This window comes from Hymenobacter sublimis, assembly GCF_023101345.1.
In the GTDB taxonomy this organism is placed as follows: domain Bacteria; phylum Bacteroidota; class Bacteroidia; order Cytophagales; family Hymenobacteraceae; genus Hymenobacter; species Hymenobacter sublimis.
The window spans coordinates 409,254-427,186 of sequence record NZ_CP095848.1 but is presented as its reverse complement, the minus strand read 5'-3'; the positions used below and the strand labels follow the sequence as shown (position 1 = coordinate 427,186).

The 17,933-nt window shown below is 58.3% G+C and carries 9 protein-coding genes and 1 other RNA gene; 7 read left to right on the top strand and 3 right to left on the bottom strand.

The features are described from left to right. The first annotated feature begins 269 nt into the window (after positions 1 to 269). Both galK and MWH26_RS01860 read left to right on the top strand, forming a co-directional pair. Entirely contained in the window at positions 270 to 1,436 is a 1,167-nt protein-coding gene (gene galK / locus MWH26_RS01865; protein WP_247975818.1) for a galactokinase, read from the top strand. 204 nt (positions 1,437 to 1,640) lie between these two features. Then, a complete protein-coding gene (locus MWH26_RS01860) occupies positions 1,641 to 2,705 on the top strand; it encodes a UDP-glucose--hexose-1-phosphate uridylyltransferase (protein WP_247975817.1) in 1,065 nt (354 codons plus the stop codon). A 257-nt stretch (positions 2,706 to 2,962) separates the two neighbouring features. On the opposite strand, the gene MWH26_RS01855 is transcribed toward MWH26_RS01860, so the two are convergent. Together MWH26_RS01855 and MWH26_RS01850 are read right to left on the bottom strand one after the other, a co-directional pair. Further along, complete coding sequence (locus tag MWH26_RS01855) at positions 2,963 to 4,018, bottom strand: glycoside hydrolase family 43 protein (RefSeq protein WP_247975816.1); 1,056 nt, start codon at positions 4,016 to 4,018, stop codon at positions 2,963 to 2,965. A gap of 138 nt (positions 4,019 to 4,156) precedes the next feature. Then, complete coding sequence (locus MWH26_RS01850) at positions 4,157 to 5,254, bottom strand: cellulase family glycosylhydrolase (RefSeq protein ID WP_247975815.1); 1,098 nt, start codon at positions 5,252 to 5,254, stop codon at positions 4,157 to 4,159. Between the two features lie 1,299 nt (positions 5,255 to 6,553). Between MWH26_RS01850 and MWH26_RS01845 the strand changes: the two genes are divergently transcribed. The 3 genes from MWH26_RS01845 to MWH26_RS01835 all read left to right on the top strand — a co-directional run bounded on the left by MWH26_RS01845 (position 6,554) and on the right by MWH26_RS01835 (position 11,648). Then, positions 6,554 to 7,627, top strand: a complete 1,074-nt coding sequence (locus MWH26_RS01845) for a glycoside hydrolase family 43 protein (protein WP_247975814.1) — start codon at positions 6,554 to 6,556, stop codon at positions 7,625 to 7,627. Positions 7,628 to 7,816: 189 nt separating this feature from the next. After that, entirely contained in the window at positions 7,817 to 8,842 is a 1,026-nt protein-coding gene (locus MWH26_RS01840; protein ID WP_247975813.1) for a LacI family DNA-binding transcriptional regulator, read from the top strand. Positions 8,843 to 9,059: 217 nt separating this feature from the next. Beyond that, positions 9,060 to 11,648 carry a PAS domain-containing protein gene (locus MWH26_RS01835; RefSeq protein ID WP_247975812.1) on the top strand — a complete coding sequence of 863 codons (2,589 nt, stop codon included), beginning with the start codon at positions 9,060 to 9,062 and terminating at the stop codon, positions 11,646 to 11,648. Between the two features lie 192 nt (positions 11,649 to 11,840). Here MWH26_RS01835 and ssrA read toward each other — a convergent pair. Continuing rightward, positions 11,841 to 12,211: a transfer-messenger RNA gene (ssrA, locus tag MWH26_RS01830) on the bottom strand. A gap of 256 nt (positions 12,212 to 12,467) precedes the next feature. On the opposite strand from ssrA, the gene dnaX reads away from it, so the two are divergent. Together dnaX and MWH26_RS01820 are read left to right on the top strand one after the other, a co-directional pair. Next, positions 12,468 to 14,645 carry a DNA polymerase III subunit gamma/tau gene (dnaX, locus tag MWH26_RS01825; RefSeq protein ID WP_247977050.1) on the top strand — a complete coding sequence of 726 codons (2,178 nt, stop codon included), beginning with the start codon at positions 12,468 to 12,470 and terminating at the stop codon, positions 14,643 to 14,645. Between the two features lie 280 nt (positions 14,646 to 14,925). After that, positions 14,926 to 17,895, top strand: a complete 2,970-nt coding sequence (locus tag MWH26_RS01820) for a M16 family metallopeptidase (protein WP_247975811.1) — start codon at positions 14,926 to 14,928, stop codon at positions 17,893 to 17,895. Positions 17,896 to 17,933: the final 38 nt, after the last annotated feature.

The following is a 17,933-nucleotide window of genomic DNA, read 5'->3' as shown; positions in this document are numbered from 1 at the left end:
AATAAGCACGATTTCAGGAAATGCCAAGAAATTAATAAGATTAGTTGTCACCATCATGCACATCATATCCAACTACGTACCGTCTAAATTCTATTTTAATCGGGTTATCGTTGAGCCTGGCGCACACCGTTTTTGCGTATTTAGTCAAGTGAAGGTTACTATTTCCAAAAACTAGGCGTATTGTTGCAAACGTTTGCGCAATTGCACAGCAGTTCCAACTCTATGGTTTCTGGTCGGCGCGGCTTATCCTGCCTCTTTTCTTCTACCCTATGCTACCTGATATACTCGCCGCTGCCTTTCAGCAGCAGTTCCATTATGCGCCTCTGGTGGTGCGTGCGCCCGGTCGGGTAAACCTGATTGGCGAGTATACTGATTACAACCACGGGTTTGTGCTGCCCGCAGCCATCAACAAGGCTATTTTCTTTGCGGTGGGGTTGAATGGCAGCTCTGCTATTCGTCTTTATTCCCACGATAAGCAGCAGCTCTACACTACGGAAGCCGACTCCATACAACCTTCTACCCTCTTGTGGGCCAACTATTTGCTAGGCGTGGTGGCGCAGTTTCAGAAGCGAGGTATTGCGGTACCGGGCTTCGACTGTGTATTCGGAGGCGACATTCCAATGGGAGCCGGGCTCTCGTCCTCGGCGGCGGTGGAGTGCGGGCTGGCCTTTGCCCTGAACACGCTGCTGCACACCCACCTGGACCGGATGACGTTGGCGCACATGGCCCAGAAAGCCGAGCACGAATTTGCCCTGGTACAGTGTGGGCTGATGGACCAGTTTGCTAGCTTGTTCGGCCAAGACGGGCAGGTAGTGCGCCTGGACTGCCGTTCCCTGGACTACGAATACTTCCCCTTCGATACCCGCGCGGCCCAGGTCGTGCTCTGCAACTCCGGCGTGAAGCACTCGTTGGCCAGCTCCGAGTACAACACCCGCCGCCAGGAGTGCGAGCAGGGCGTGGCCGTACTGCGGGGGCACTACCCCCAGCTGCAGAGCCTGCGCGATGCCACGCTAGCGCACGTGGAAACCCACCGGGCTGCATTGGGCGACGTGGTGTACCGGCGCTGCCGCTACGTAGTGGAGGAAAACCTACGGGTAGAAGCAGCCTGCCAGCACTTACTGGCCGGCGACCTGCGCGCCTTCGGCCAGCAAATGTACGCCTCTCACGCCGGGCTGCGCGACGATTACCAAGTAAGCTGCCGCGAGCTGGACGTGCTGGTGGCCGCGGCCCAGCAGGCGCCGGGTGTGTTCGGGGCCCGCATGATGGGCGGCGGCTTCGGCGGCTGCACCATCAACCTGGTAGCCCCGGACCAGGTAGAGCAGTTCATTGCCCACCAAACCGCCGCTTATCAACAGCAGTTGGGCCTACCCCTGGAAACGTACACGGCCACCATTGTCAGTGGAGTAGACACGCTGGAACTGGTAGCGCTCCACTAATATCGGTTGTTTCGGGCCCGGCCGCTGGATGGGGGGAGTGGGAACCGCCGCATCTGGCCGGGTCTGGAGCAGCCTTAGCGCGGCGCCCGTAAGGCGGCCGCACGACCAGGAATACCCAAAAACCGTTAGAGTGAGCTGCGAACCTGTTTCGCAGAGAATTTCTCCTGAACTGGCACTCTGGTTTCTCACTTTTTGACTTTTCGCATGGCCTCATTTGACCTCGCCCAGCAGCCCCACCGTCGTTTTAACCCACTTACTGGCGAGTGGCTGCTCGTGTCGCCGCACCGGGCACTGCGGCCCTGGCAGGGCCAGCAGGAAGCGCCCGACCGCACCCAGCGTCCCGCTTACGACCCAACCTGCTACCTCTGCGCCGGCAATACCCGCGCGAACGGGGCAGTGAACCCGGCCTACACGGGCACCTTCGTATTCGACAATGACTTTGCCGCCCTTACCCCCGATGCTCCGGCCGGTACAGTGGAGGTTGGGGGGCTGCTGCGGGCCGAAGCCGAATCAGGGGTAGGACGGGTTATCTGCTTCTCCCCGCGCCACGACTTGACCCTGCCGGAAATGAGCACGGCCGAAATTCGAGGGGTAGTGGACGTGTGGGCTGAAGAGTTTGCGAGCCTGGGCGCCCGCCCAGATATCAACTACGTACAGATTTTCGAGAACAAGGGTCAGGTGATGGGCTGCTCTAATCCGCACCCGCACGGGCAGATCTGGGCCCAGCGCACCGTGCCCGGCGACCCGGCCAAGGAAACCGTGCAGCAGCACGCCTACTTCCAGCAACATGGCCGCAGTCTGCTTGCCGACTACCTCGACATTGAGCTGAAAGAGCAGCAACGGATAGTGCTGGAAAACGAGCATTTCGTGGTGCTAGTGCCGTTCTGGGCCGCCTGGCCCTTCGAGACGCTGGTGCTGCCGCGCCGCGCTGTACAGGACGTAACTCAGCTCACGGACGCGGAGCGCGACAGTTTCGCGGATGCCATCCGCCGCCTCACCATTCGCTACGACAACCTGTTCCAGACCTCCTTCCCCTACTCAGCGGGCCTGCACCAGCGCCCCACCGACGGGCAGGAGCATCCGGCGTGGCACCTGCACATGCACTTCTTCCCGCCCCTGCTACGCTCGGCCACCGTGCGCAAGTTCATGGTGGGCTATGAGCTGCTGGCCAACCCCCAGCGCGACATCACCCCCGAGTACGCCGCCCAGCGCCTACGCGAGCTACCGGAGGTACATTATAAGGAAACAATAGCGCAGGAAGGAGTGTAAACGGGCTGCTCAATTGTACTGACCGCGCCATCTGTCTTGCTCTGGCATTGGGGTGCATCACGTCATGCTCTTTTGCATAATGCTCGTTTCCCATGATAGCCCAAAGCCTATCATTCTGAGCTTATGAAAGATGCTACCACGCCTAATCGAGCTGTTAGTACAGTGTCATCCTAACGTGACGAGCAGAACGCGTAGTAGCCCACACGACAACGCCCCGCCAGTTTACATGGCGGGGCGTTGTCGTGTTGCAGGCTTTCTTACTCGCCCGAAGGGCGGGCCAAGAGCTGGCCGGGTGGTATTGGCTTGCCAAAGTTGGGCGTACCATCGGGGTTCCAGGTGAAGGGCTGGGCCCGGGGCGAGCGGAACCTGCCGCACCCCTGGCCGGGCTCGTCGTTGGCATGGTAAAGAATCCAGTCCTGCGTGCCGTCCGGCGACTTGAAGAAGGAGTTATGACCGGGCGCGTACACCTTAGCCGCCGGGTCCTGCTGAAACACCGGCACCGACGACTTAGCCCAGGAACCGGGCTGGAGCAGGTCGCTGTCGGCGGAAGCTGTGAGCATGCCCAGGGCGTAGAAATCGGTCCAGCAGCCACTGGCGGAGTAAATGAGCACCAGTTTGTTGCCGTGGCGCAGTACCTCGGGGCCTTCGTTTACATCGACGTGGGGCGGGTCCTGAGGATTGTTTAGGTCGCCGTTTCGCTCCCAGCTATACACCGGCGTCGAAACCTTGAGGCGCGGGCCATCCACGGTCCAGGGGTTTTTCAGCCGGGCCAGATAAATGTCCTGGCGACCATTTTCGTCCCCTTCCCACCCCGACCACACGAAATAAAGCTGACCGTTGTTCTCGAACACGGAGCCATCAATAGCCCATTTGTTGGTGATGTCTCGCACTTGGCCTTTGTCAATCCAGGTGCCTTCCAAGGGGTCCGCGGAGCTGTTCTCCAGTACCCAAAGCCGGTGCGTTTGGTTAGTACCCGCGTCGGCGGCGTAGTACAGGTACCACTTGTTGTTGATGCGGTGCAGCTCCGGAGCCCAGATGTCGCGGGAGTTAGGGCCGGTGGCGGGCGGCGTCCAGACTACTTTGTGCGGGGCCGTTTTCAGCTGGCTCAGAGACGTGGTTTTCCAGAGCGTGATGTTGCGGCCCGTGGTGTGAGTGTAGTAATAGTAGCCCTCATGGTAGATGCTCCACGGATCGGCCCCGGAAGGTAGCAGGGGGTTAGAAAAGGTAGTAGCCGAGGTCGTCTGCTGGGCCCAGGCTGGGGCGGCCTGCAGCAGCATGAGGCCAAGCAGCCATCCGAAGTAAGGTTTCTTCATAGAACTCAAAGCAGAAAAGTAGGTCACGTTAGCGCTACGCTGCCAAGGAAGCAAAAGGAACAACGCCCAGCGTTACTAACAAGCACGTACTGCTTCGGCGGCGCTCAGCAGCACGTGCTTGTGAAGAGCACAAAAAGCCTACCGGCCATTGAGCTTCTTGATTAAATCGGTTTCGTTTGGGTGGTAGGGCGTGCCGTCGCGACGGAAGACCTCGTGGAACCACTCTACTGGCTCGCCCCCATCGGCAATGGGTACCTCCCACTGGTACTTCGTGTTGGTTTTGCCATCGACGAGGCCCCAGTTGATGGCGCCCACGTTCTGCTTTTTAAGCAGAGGCAGAATGGTTACGAAGCGAGAGTTGCGGGGCCGGGCCATGTACTCGGTGCAAATGAGGGGGCGGCCGTGGGTTTCCAGCAGCTCAATCACGCGCTGGTGAGCAGCTACATCGTCGTAGTTGTGGTAGGTAATGACGTCAGAGTGCAGGGCTTGGTACTTGTTCAAGGCTTCAAAATCCCAGTTCCAGAGGCCCACGCTCAGGGGCTGGTCTGGGTTCACCTCGCGGGCCCAGGCAAACACGTTGCGCACCAAGGGCAGGGAGGAGGTTAGCTTACCATTGTTGCCGGGCTCATTGTACAAGTCCCAGAGCAGCACCCGCTTATCGGTGGCGAAGCTGCGCATTACATCCTGCACGTAGGGCTTGAGTTTCACGAAAGTAGCCGAGTCGCGGGAGGCGGGGTCGCCGGGATCCTGCAGCCACCCCGAGTTGTGAATGCCGGGCTTGGGCGCCGGCTGGGGGCCAATTTTCGACTCTTTGTTCCAGCAGTCATCGAAGAACACCAGAATGGTTTGGATACGATGCTTGTCGGCTAGGCCGAGGTAGGTATTTAGGCGCTCCTTGAAGCCCTTAGGATCCTGCTGCCAGGCCAGGCTGTGCAAAAACACGCGCATGGTGTTAAAGCCGATACCCTCAGCCCAGCCCAACTCCCGGTCGATGGTAGTGGGGTCGAAGGTGTCGGCCTGCCACATTTCCAACTGGTTGATGGCGGTGCTGGGGGTGAAGTTGGCCCCCGTCATCCAGGGGTGAGCCTTATACCAGGCAGTAGCTTTTTCAGCCGACCAGCGCCGTTCTTGCAGAGCGACCGTGGCGGCCGGTCCCTTGGTTTTGATTTTAGTTTTCTGCGCAAAGGAGCCGGTAGTAGCACCGAGCAGCAGCAGAAAGAGCAACAGATTCTTCATGCGAAAATGAAAATTGGGAGAGGAAGTAGAAAGCGAAATGTAAAACGAATGCCCGGCAGCAGATGACCTCGTAAAGCAGCTAGCTTATCACTAGAGAGCTCAAGCTGGAGTTATTGCAAAAACACGGCACCTCGAAGTTGGAGAAGAAGTTGTCGTGGCTCTACACAAAGAGTAGGGCGCGGACTGTACTACTAATACACCTACCGTTGGAAGCTGCTTTAACCTAGCGGCCGGTAGATAGAGTAGCGGCCGTTGATATAGTGCAGCCCTAGTTTGGCGTGTGCTTCATGGGTATAGTGGTAATTAGTTGGAAAGAATTGGACTGGAGAGGTACTTAGGTGTGATAGTAACAAGGCACTTCACAACTCTCAAAACCCGCAGATGCAAACGTTTGCATCTGTTGGTTATCATAACCTGAATCATAGGCATAAGCTGATCCGAAGTCATAGGATAACTTATTTGAAAGGAGAAAATAATACAAGCCGGCGAAGATTAACCAGGCGTCATAGTGCTAAGGTATACAGCAATTCTTGTTTACCTCCAATTCTTATGGTTATTTACCTACTTGGTAATAGGGAAATAGAACTGCAATAAGTAGTACCTAACACATATTAGCTAGGACTGGACGTTAAACACAATTCACTTTTGTATCCTTTATCATGCAAACGTTTGCAGGTTTCTCCGCATATTGAGACTTGGTTCCTGCGCTACTTGCTCTCGCTTCTACTCCTACCCTGCTATGACTCATATCTTATGCCACCTGCTTCTGCTGCTGTTGCTCAGCATGCCAGGCTTTACCTGAGCCCAAAAATTCAATGGCCTCGGTACAGAGATAGGTAACCTATACCGGCTAAAACCTGGCGCTACAACGGCCGCTACTTGCCCCGGCAAGACGATGTGGCCTCCGTGGCTTACTGGTACCAAACCAAGCCCCACGCCCCTTCCCCACCCTACCTTCCAAGGATGACTTGGAAGTAAACCTCGGCCCGGCCCGCTAGCTAGTTTCCGGGCCTGCGCCGTGGTAGGCAGCTACTTTGTTATGATGCTAATAAAACAACTGAACTAGCACTCGAAGCCATGAATAGCAAGCCTGTATTCGTGCTCGACCAAACTTGCAATGTCCCGCAGCATCAAACAGATAATTCGCTTCACTCTGCAAGATGTTCTCTGTTAGCAATTTAACACCATAGATGCTCCGGCCCTACGGACATCAAATCAAGCAGAACATGGTCCAGCAAAGTCAGAGCTACTACCTCCTTCTTCTATCTTAGCTTCTACTCAACCTTACTTCTTCCCAGTATGCCTTCCCGTCGTCATTTCCTGCAACAGGCTACCGCTGGCCTGGCTTCCCTCGCGCTGATGCACCAGGCCGCGGCCCAGGCGGCGGCTCGCACGTATACCAATCCGGTGTACGCCGGACAGTTTCCCGACCCATTTGTGCTGCGCCACCAGGGCCGCTACTACGCTTTTGGCACTACGGGCACGGGCCGCACCCCAGACGGCCGCATTTTCACCCTGCTCACCTCCACCAACCTAGTCGATTGGAAACAGGCTGGCGGGGCTCTCACACCGCCTGCCGGAGCCGAGGGGGCAGATTTTTGGGCGCCCGAGGTAATATTCCACAACGGCACATTTTACATGTACTACTCCATGGGCGGTGGGGCCATTGGGGCCACGGTGGGCCACCGCTTGCACGTGGCAACCAGCAAAACTCCGCAGGGGCCCTATACGCAAGTGGCCCTGCTGGATGTGCCGGATAGCAAGTTTACCATCGACGCCCACCCGTTTCAGGACACCGACGGGAAGTGGTACCTGTTTTACGCCCGCGACTTTATCGATTCGGACAATGGCTACCGCCCTGGCACCGGCCTAGTAGTCGACCGGCTGCTAGATATGACCCGCTTGGCTGGCGAAAGTCGCACCGTCATGCGTGCCCGCCACGACTGGACGGTGTTCGAGAAAAACCGCACTATGCCGCTGTACGGCGGCAAAACCTTTCCCGAGTGGCACACCCTGGAAGGTCCATTCATGCGCAAACGCAACGGCAAGTACTACTGCTTCTACAGCGGCGCCAACTTCCTGACTTCCCGCTACGGCGTGGATTATTGCGTGGCCGATTCCATCATGGGTCCGTACTCCGACGCCGGAGCCAACAAGGGTGCCCGCGTCCTGCACGCGGTAGAGGGCCACGTACGCGGCCCAGGGCACCACTCCCACGTGCTTAGCCCCGATGGCAAAACCGAATACCTCGTTTACCACGCCTGGGACAAGGCCATGAAGGAGCGGCAGTTGTGCATCGATAAACTAGCCTGGACGGCGCAAGGCCCGCGTTGCCAGGGTCCTACCTACACGCCACAGCCCTTGCCGCGCTAAATGGGTGAGCGTGCGGCCCAAGAAAGCTGCCCCGCCTCACGCTGAAGTGGAGAAAGGTTGGATGGGCTTGTGAGTTGCTAGCTTTTGCGCAAAAACTGGATGAGGTTTGCTGCAATTGGTCAAGTATTTGCGTCAAATTTGCGCATATTGTTGTTTACCCATCTCCTTTCATTTCAATACCACGAGATTTTGGCCCGCGCAAAAGCTTCCATTTCTGATCTGGCTCAGCAGCTAGGGGTTTCCGTTTCCACCATTTCCCGGGCCCTCAGCGACCATCCTAGCATCAGCGACGCTACCAAAAAGAGGGTCTGGAAGCTGGCCAAGGAGTTGCATTACCAGCCCAACCATCTGGCCGCGGGCTTGCGCAAAGGACGTAGCAATTTGCTCGGGGTTATTGTGCCGCACATTGATGGACACTTTTTTACGCTGGTGGTCAAAGGCATAGAAACCGTAGCCACCAAGGCGGGCTTCAACGTGCTGATCTGCCAGTCGAACGAAGATGTGGCTCACGAGCGCAAAAATATCGAAACGCTGCTCAGCGCCCAGGTAGAGGGCATTCTGGTGTCATTGGCGCGTACTACCCGCGACTTCAAGCACTTCGAAAAGGTGAATAAACAGGAGATTCCGCTGGTGTTTTTTGACCGGGTGCTGGATGGGCTCAACGTTAGCGCCGTGGTCCTCGACGACCGGGAGGGAGGCTACCAATCTACCAAGCACCTAATTGCGCAAGGCTGCCGCCGGATTGCTCACTTCTGCGGACCGCTTCATCTGAACATCTACAAGAACCGCCGGCTGGGCTACATTGATGCCCTGCTTGAGCACGGCCTACCCGTGGAAGAAAACCTCATCTTTCACTGCGACATGACGGTGGAGGATGGCGTGCGCGGCATGCAGCAGCTTCTGGCCCTCCGGCAGCGGCCAGACGCCGTGTTTTCGGCCAGCGACTTTTCCATCGTGGGAGCCTTGCAGGAGTTGAAGCGACACAACTTGCGCGTACCCCAAGACCTTGCCCTGGCCGGCTTCAGCAACGAAACCTTTACTTCCCTGACCGAGCCCATGCTGACCTCCGTGGATCAGCGTTGCGAGCAGATGGGCCAGTCAGCGGTGCGCTTGTTTTTGGAAATGCGCGAGGAGCGCGAGGCCAATTTCTCGCCCCGTCGCATTGTGCTGCCCCCCGAGTTACTTATCCGGGCCTCCTCCCAGCGCCCCAAATAACGGCTGGGGTGGTTTGCCGGCCGCCATGCAGAAAGTGTTACGCAGTTAGTTGCAACCCATTGTCCTACCCTACTCCAGCTGGTTTACTGCCTGAGCAGGACTTTTCCTAGGTTGTTACAGAAAGCACGAATCACGACGACAACTTTTTGCGTAAAGGCACGGTTCGTCCGCTTCCTGCTCTTGGGGCGCAGCTTCCCTTTCCGCCTTTCCCCTGCGTATGCCGCTACCTGACTCCCTGCTGCCCCTCTTTCATGCCTTGCCCGACGCCTATCTGCTGCTCTCCCCCGACCTGCGGATTGAGGCAGCCAGCGACGCCTACCTGGCCGCAGTTCTGATGGAGCGTGGCCGTTTGGTTGGGCGGCCGTTGTTCGACGTTTATCGGGCTACGGCTGATGCGCCGGACGCTGGCTTCGTGCGCGACTTGCAGGCCTCCCTGGCACAGGCCGCCGCCACGGGGCAACCCCACCAGATGGAGCGCCAGCGCTACGACGTACCCGACCCGAACCGCCCCGGCCACTTTGTGGAGCGCCACTGGGCGCCGCGTACTATTCCCATCCTCGATGAGGAAGGCCGGCTGCTGTACCTGCTGCATGTGGCGCAAGACGCAACACCCCAGATACGCCACGAGGCGCAGCTACGTTCCAGCCAGACCCGGGAGCAATCGGCTCGGGATACGGCCGAAGTTCAGGACCAACTCCTGCACAATGTGCTGCACCAGGCCCCCGTTGCCATTGCATACTTAGAAGGCCCCGGTTACCTAATTACCCTGGCCAACGCTACCGTGTGCGAGATTTGGGCCCGTACCCAGCAGCAAGTTATGGGGCTGCCCCTGCTAGAGGCCCTACCCGAGTTGCAAGGCCAGGGAATTGATGAACTGCTGGATGGCGTACGGCGCACGGGCACACCCTACGTTGGCACCGAGCTACCCGTACAGTTGCTGCGCCACGGCCACATCGAAACCATCTACTTCAACTTTGTCTACCAGCCCCAGCGCTCCGGGCAGGGAGAAATAACGGGGGTGTTGGTGGTTGCCAACGACGTCACGGAGCAGGTGATAGCCCGCCAGCAGATGGAGCAGCAGGAGCGCCACACCGCCCACCTCAACGAGGAGCTAGCCTCCATTAATGAAGAACTCACGGCGGCCAATGAAGAAGTGCTGGCTAACAACAACGAGTTGGTTCGGGCCCAGCTTGAGCTTCAACACCTAAACCAGATACTTGAAGCCCGCGTGGCCGAGCGCACCGCCGCGCTGCTGCGGGCCCAGCAGAAAGCGGAGCATCAACAGCAGCGTCTGGAGCGGCTTTTTCAGCAAGCACCAGCCGCTATTTGCATGCTCAACGGCCCCGAGTTGGTGTACGAGCTAGTGAACCCAGCGTATCAGCAGCTGTTTCCGGGTCGCAGCCTGCTAGGCAAGCCCCTGCTCGAAGCCTTGCCTGAACTGGCGGGCCAGCGGGTTTGGCAAACTCTGCGCAAGGTTTACCAAACGGGCGTATCGCACGCGGAAATGGCCATCCGGATTCCGGTAGCCAAGTACGAAGGAGCCCCGCTGGAGGACTTCTACTTCAACTACATTCAGCAGGCCCGCTTTGATGAGCACGGCGCCATTGACGGGGTAGTAGTTTTTGCCTTTGACGTCACGGCCCAGGTGCAGGCCCAGCACGCCAGCGCCGCCACGGCCCGGCGCCTGCAGGTTCTTACTGATTCTCTGCCCGTGCTCATTGGCTACCTCGACCAGGACCGGCGCTACCAATTTGCCAACGAGGCCTACCGGGCGTGGTTTCGGCAAGACCCTGCCAAGTTACTAGGCCAACCCGTCCGCGAAATAGTGGGGGAAAAGGCCTACGCGGTAACAAAGGGCTACATGGACCGAGCCCTGGCCGGCGAGCATCTGAGCTTTGAGGCCCAAATGCCCTACCGCCAGGACTTAACCAAGCACATTCATACCAGTTACGTGCCCGATGTGCGCGAGGGTCAGGTGGTGGGTTTCTACACTCTGGTAACCGATATTACGGAACAGGTGCAGGCCCGCGAGCAGGTCCAGGCCCTGAATGAGGAACTGGCTGCCATCAACGAGGAGCTAACGGCCTCCAACGAGGAGTTAAGCGAGACCAACCAGCAGCTTACGCGCACCAACCAGGACCTTGATAATTTCGTGTACGCTGCCTCTCACGACCTCAAGCAGCCGGTGAACAACTTGGCCGGACTGTTTGCCGAGGTGCGCCGGGGCGTAACTTTCCACGACCCCGCCGAGGAGCAGCTGCTCGTTCCGCTCATCGACGGCGCCCTGCATCAGCTCAGCGCCACTATCGACGACTTGGCGGCCCTGGGCCAGACCCAACAAGTTTTGGCCCCCACCGAAAGGGTAGCGCTGAGCCGCGTGGTAGAGGAAGTTCTCCAGACGCTAAAACCGCAGATAAAAGCCACCCAAGCCCGTATTACCACCGACTTTGAGCGTCTGCCCACCCTGAAGTACGCCCGAACCAACCTGCGTACCATCCTGCTTAATCTGCTGGGCAACTCGCTTAAGTACGCGGATCCGACCCGGCCGGCCCGCATCCAGGTCACGGCGTGGCTGGAGGCCAGTCAGCCCGTACTTATGGTTCAGGACAATGGGCTGGGCTTCGATGCGGACAAGCATGGTCCGGAGCTGTTTCAGCTTTTCCGCCGCTTTCACACCCACACGCCCGGTACCGGCGTGGGCCTTTACTTAGTTCACCGCATTGTACAGGCCCAGGGCGGCCACGTTGCGGTAGAAAGCCGGGTTGGCGAAGGCGCGACTTTCCGCGTTGCCCTGGGTCCGGCCTAGCCTGACCGGAGTTGACCCGGCTCCTGACTTCCGGCGCTTTCTTACTTCCCTCTCCCGGCCACTACGTGCTAGCACCTAGCATCATGCCCGCCCCGCTACGCGGCTTTGCAATCATAACAAAGGCGTAGTGTATTGGCAACACTGTTGGGCAGAAACTAAAAATCCCGCCCTACGATATCGTAAGGCGGGATTCAGTGGAGCTGCAGGGATTCGAACCCTGGTCCAGACAAGGAAGCCGTCGAGCTTTCTACGTGTGTATCTATGCTTGAATTTTCGAGACATTCCAGGCGCACATCAGGCCCTTGGTTTGTCCTTATCTGCTTGAGTTTCGCCTTGGAGTCGCAGCGCCCCCAAGACTATCCTAATACTTACGACGCCCCGAACTCACCCGTGAAAAGGAAGACGGATGCGGGACGATGGCAATTACCTAATACCTAGATTAGGCAGCCATGGCGTAGCTATACTCGCCGGTTGTTGTTTGGACGACTTTTTAACGGGAGATTCATCCAACTCCCGACACGCTTACTCGCGACCTGCACAAGCTGTCAATTCCGGTCAGCCCCAATTTTTAAAGAACGGTTCCCGCCACAAGTAGCGGGGTGCAAATGTACGCACATCAGCAGAAAAACGTTGTGTAGGGGCAAAATTGTTCCCGTTTTCACCTGTCATTCCGAGCGGAGCGAGGGATTAGAGTGCCTAAGCGGAGGCTAGCCCCGTTTGCTTTCTACGATAGGCATGACAGTTGTATTTCCTGCCGGCAACCTACCCACTTCGTCCTTCCAAACCCCGGCTTTTCGGGGTATCTTTGTGGCTAGTCGTATGGAGAATTTCGTTGTTTCAGCCCGCAAGTACCGGCCCGCCACGTTCCGCAGCGTAGTGGGGCAGCAGCACGTTACTACCACCCTGCAGAATGCCATTGTCAGCCAGCACCTGGCCCAGGCGTTCCTGTTCTGCGGGCCGCGGGGCGTGGGCAAAACCACCTGCGCCCGCATTCTGGCCAAAACCATCAACTGCGAGTTTGTGGAGGAGCACGTGCGCAAGGGCCGCCCGGTTTCGGAGCTGCTGCAAACTCAGCCTGGCATCGTGCCCGACGCTCTGCAGAAGGCCGCTGACCCTGATAATACACCCTTCGAGCTAGAGGCTTGCGGCAAGTGCTCATCCTGCCGCGCCTTTCAGGAAAACGCCTCGTTTAACGTGCATGAGCTGGATGCGGCCTCCAACAACTCCGTGGAGGACATCCGCAGCCTTGTGGAACAGGTGCGCTACGCTCCCCAGCAGGGCCGCTTTAAGGTGTACATCATCGACGAGGTGCACATGCTCTCGAATGCGGCCTTCAATGCCTTCCTCAAAACCCTAGAGGAGCCGCCTTCCTACGCCATTTTTATTCTGGCTACCACTGAGCGGCACAAGATTATCCCCACCATTCTTTCGCGCTGCCAGATCTTCGATTTTAACCGGATTCGGGTCGATGACATTCGCGGGCATTTGCGCTACGTAGCCACCCAGGAGCAGATTCAGGCCGAGGACGATGCCCTGCACCTACTGGCTCAGAAGGCCGACGGCGGCCTGCGCGACGCCCTGAGCATGTTCGACCAAATGGTCACGTTTTCGGGTCACAACCTGAGCTACAAAGACGTCATCCAGAACCTGCACATTCTGGATTATGAGTACTACTTCCGGCTAATAGATGCCTTGCTGACCGAAAACCTATCGGGCACGCTGCTGCTACTGGAAGAGGTAATGCAGAACGGCTTCGACCTGCACAACTTTGTGGTAGGCGCGGCCGAGCACCTGCGCGGCCTGCTCGTGTGCAAGGACCCCGTGACGGTGCAGCTACTGGAAGTCTCGGACAATATCCGGCAGAAGTACGTGCAGCAGGCCCAGGCGGCCCCGCTACCCTTCCTGCTCTCGGCTTTGAACCTGGTAAGCCAGTGCGACCGGGAATTCAAGCAGGCCAAAAACCAGCGCCTCCACGTGGAGCTGATGCTCATGAAGCTGGCCTACCTCAACAGCGCCGTGCAGTTTGCCCGCGACCTGAGCGCCGCGCCGGCTGCTGCTGCCAGCACCCAACGGGCATCGTCGGATAACGGCGAGGCGAAAAAAAAAAGTAGCGTAACTACTTCTCCGGTTCCCGCCAGCAGCCCGCCTGCCCCCACTGGTAGCGCTGAAGTGCCGGTTACCTCTGCCCCTGGGGCAAGTGGCACCGTTCCGTTACCCGCAACGCCGGCACCCACCCCGGTCCCGGCCGCTAGTTCGCAGCCAAAATCAGCTCCTGCTGACCCTGAGCCAATTGTACCCATTGAAAGCGGGGTAGAAGAGTTGCACGGTACTCCCAGCATCGAGGACGAAGCGGCTACCCAAGTGCCCCCTACGCCCCAGCTCCGCGACTCGGTGCCCCACGTGGAAATTGGCAAGCCCAGCGTAGCCGGCCACGAGCCGGGCCAGCTGCCGGTTACGGCCGCTCCCCTACCCCCGCCCCGCCCCGGCATGCCCACCGGCAAACCGATAGGCCTGGGCAGCAAGTTGCCAGGCTTGGGCAACCTAGCGGCCATGAAGGCTCAGCTAGAACAGCAAGCCGCCGCCGGTAAAGCGGCCGTTGATACAGAGCCCAGTGGGCCCGTTACGGGCTTACCAGCCATCAACGATGAGGTGCTGCAGCGGGTATGGAAAGAGCTGACCGAGGAACGGAAGGCCATCAGCATGATGCACTACAGCCTGCTGAACCGGCCAGTGCAGGCCAACGAAAACCACCTCATCATGCTCCGGGTGGACAACCCGGTGCAGGAGGACCAGTTCAATGAGTTCCGGGCCGAATTCTTAGGTGAGCTGCGCCGCCGCACTGGCTACCCTCGCCTCAACGTGCAGGCCGAGGTAGTGGAGCGCATCGAAACGGGCCGCAAGCTCTATACCTCCAACGACAAGCTGGAATACTTAATGGAGAAGTACCCCATGCTCACGGCCATGAAGCAAAAGCTGGGCCTGGACGCGGATTTTTAACCGTAAGGCTTTCCTGATAAATCAATAGAGAACTGTCATTCCGAGTGCCGCGAGGAATCTGAGCTGATCCATTGAATAGCTACCTCAGATTCCTCGCGGCACTCGGAATGACAGTTCGTGGCTTGGCTGAATCATCTTGATCAGCAGTTCTTACAACTTCTCATACGCAAAAATCCGCACTTTGAGGCTGCAGCGGCTTCGTCAAGCTTTTTATTCCCAGGGGGGCCGCCTATCTTTGGCTTCTTGTCCTTTCTGCTTTGCTTTCCGCGCTGGCCTTCCTGTGAAAAAAAACCACTTGCTTTTGATTCCGGCCCTGGCCACCCTGGGCCTGACCCAGTGCCAAACCAGTAAGCCCACTGCCGCGGTAGCTCCCCCCACTACGGCTGCCGCGCCAGCTCCTCAGCAGAAAGAATATACCTACCAGACCGTAGAGGGCGACCCGCTGAAAGCGCGCATCTACACCCTGGACAACGGCCTGACCGTTTACCTCTCCGACTACGACGACGCCCCACGCATCCAGACCTACCTGGCCGTGCGCGCTGGCTCCAAGAACGACCCCAGCACCGCTACCGGCCTGGCGCACTATCTGGAGCACATGGTGTTTAAGGGTACTTCCCGGCTGGGCACCCAGAACTGGGCCGCCGAGAAAGTGGAGCTAGACAAAATTGAGGCCCTCTACGAGCAGTACCGCGCCCAGCGCAACGACCCCGCCGCCCGCAAGCGCACCTACCACCAGATCGACTCGATTTCCAGCGTAGCGGCCAAGTACGCCGTGGCCAACGAGTACGACAAAGTGATGGGCGCCATTGGGGCCAAGGGCTCTAACGCCTACACCTCGGTCGAGCAGACGGTATACCAGGAGGACATTCCGAGCAACCAGCTGGAGAAATGGGCCGCCATTCAGGCCGAGCGCATGCAGGAAATGGTGCCGCGCCTGTTCCACACCGAGCTGGAGGCGGTATATGAGGAGAAAAACCGCGGTCTGGACTCCGACTTCCGCAAGGAGTTTGAGGCCATGAACAGCAGCCTGTTTCAGAAGCACGAGTACGGCACCCAGACCACCATCGGGACCATCGAGCACCTGCAGAACCCCTCCATTACCGAGATTAAGAAGTATTTCGGTCAGTACTACGTGCCGAACAACGTGGCTCTGTGCTTGAGCGGTGACCTGGACTACGACCAAACTATCCGCATTATCGACCAGTACTTCGGCAAGCTGCAGAGCAAGCCGGTGCCGGCCTTTACTGCCGCCCAGGAAGCGCCCATTACGGCGCCTATTGTGAAGGAAGTGCTGGGCCCGGACGCCGAAAATGTAATGGTCGGGTTCCGCTTCCCTGGCACGGCCACCCGCGACGCGCTGGTGCTGCGCATGGTAGATAAAATCCTGAGCAACGGGCAGGCCGGCCTCATCGACCTGGACCTGAACCAGAAGCAGGCCGTACTGAGTGCCGCCTCGTTCACGGACCTCAACAACGATTACTCCACCCACATCCTGTACGCTACCCCCCGCCAAGGCCAGAGCCTTAATCAGGTGCGCGACTTGCTGCTGGGCGAGCTGAACAAAGTAAAAAAGGGTGATTTTCCGGAGTGGCTGATTCCGGCCATTATCAACAACGAGCAGCTGCAGCGCACCAAAAGCTACGAGAGCAACGAGGCCCGCGCCGGCGCTTTCGTGGCGGCTTTCGTGGCCCGCGAGGACTGGAAAGACTACCTCAAGCAGTTCGATGACTTCGCGACCATCACGAAAGAAGAAGTGATGCGCGTGGCCAACCAGTACTACGGCCCCGGCTACGCCCTGGTGTACAAGCGCACCGGTAAAGACCCGAACACGGTGAAAGTGGTGAAGCCCGCCATTACGCCCGTACCGGTGAACCGCGAAGCGGCCTCCGACTTTTACAAGCAGGTCACCAGCATGACCTCGCCGGAGCTGCAGCCGGTGTTCCTGGATTATAAGAAGGACATTCAGGAAACGAAGCTGGCCTCGGGCCTACCGGTGTACTACACCCACAACGCCGAGAACAACCTCTTCAACCTGTACTACGTGCTCGACCTGGGCACGAACCACGACCCCAAGCTGGGCCTCGCCACCGATTACCTGCAGTACCTGGGCACCGGCAAGTACAACGCCGCACAGCTCCAGCAGGAGTTCTACAAGCTCGGCTGCTCTTTCTCGGTGCAAAGCGGCCAGGACCGCACCTTCGTCAGCCTCTCCGGCCTCGACAGCAACTTTGAGCAAGCGTTGCAGCTGTTTGAAAGCCTGCTGGCCGCGCCCAAGCCCGATGCGGCGGCCCTTAAGAACATGGTAGCAGGTGTACTCAAAGCCCGCCAGGATGCCAAGTTGAATAAAGGCGTAATTCTGAATCAGGCTTTGGTAAACTACGCCAAGTACGGTGCGAAAAACCCCTTCACCAGCCAGCTCAGCGAGAAAGAGCTGAAGGCTCTGAAGCCCGAGCAGCTCACCGCCCTCATTCAGAAACTCCCGACCTACCAGCACCGTGTGCTGTACTACGGGCCGCGCAAGACCGATGGGTTAGCTTCTACGCTAAACACTACCCACCGCGTACCCGCCAAGCTCACACCCGTACCCGCCAACAAGGACTTTGCCGAGCAGCCGATGACGGACCGCAAAGTGTACTGGGTGGACTATAACATGGTGCAGGCCGAAATCTTGTTCCTGAGCAAAGGACCCGTGTTTGACAAAGGTCTGCTGCCGACGACCAGCCTCTACAACGAGTATTTCGGGGGTAGCATGGGGAGCATTGTGTTCCAGGAGCTGCGCGAGTCCAAGGCGCTAGCGTACTCGGCTTCCTCGCGGTTTGCCTCGGCCGATAAGGTAGGGCGCAGCTCCTACAACCTCAGCTACATCGGCACCCAGAGCGACAAGCTGCCCGAGGCCATGGCCGGCATGAATACCCTGCTCAACGACATGCCCGTGGCCGAAGCCAACCTGCAGATTGCCAAGCAAAGCATTCGCAACAGCATTGCTACGGAGCGCATCACCAAGTCCGACATTCTGTTCAGCTACGAGCGGGCCAAGCGCCTCGGCCTCGACTACGATGTGCGCCGCGATGTGTACGAGCAGACCTCCAACATGAGCTTCCAGGACCTGCAGAAATTCCAGCAGGCCCGCGTGAAAGGCCAGCCCCAAACGATTCTGGTTATCGGTTCCAAAGACCGCCTCAACTTTAAGGAGTTGGCCAAGTACGGCCAGGTCCAGCAACTCACGCTGAAAGAAATCTTCGGCTATTAGTGTCCCATGTGAACGTCATGCTGAACGGAGCCGAAGCA

Bases quoted from the DNA above. Each gene is read 5' to 3' on its own strand.
- galK (WP_247975818.1), top strand. From the start codon at position 270: ATGCTACCTGATATACTCGCCGCTGCCTTTCAGCAGCAGTTCCATTAT.
- MWH26_RS01860 (WP_247975817.1), top strand. From the start codon at position 1,641: ATGGCCTCATTTGACCTCGCCCAGCAGCCCCACCGTCGTTTTAACCCA.
- MWH26_RS01855 (WP_247975816.1), bottom strand. From the start codon at position 4,018: ATGAAGAAACCTTACTTCGGATGGCTGCTTGGCCTCATGCTGCTGCAG.
- MWH26_RS01850 (WP_247975815.1), bottom strand. From the start codon at position 5,254: ATGAAGAATCTGTTGCTCTTTCTGCTGCTGCTCGGTGCTACTACCGGC.
- MWH26_RS01845 (WP_247975814.1), top strand. From the start codon at position 6,554: ATGCCTTCCCGTCGTCATTTCCTGCAACAGGCTACCGCTGGCCTGGCT.
- MWH26_RS01835 (WP_247975812.1), top strand. From the start codon at position 9,060: ATGCCGCTACCTGACTCCCTGCTGCCCCTCTTTCATGCCTTGCCCGAC.
- dnaX (WP_247977050.1), top strand. From the start codon at position 12,468: ATGGAGAATTTCGTTGTTTCAGCCCGCAAGTACCGGCCCGCCACGTTC.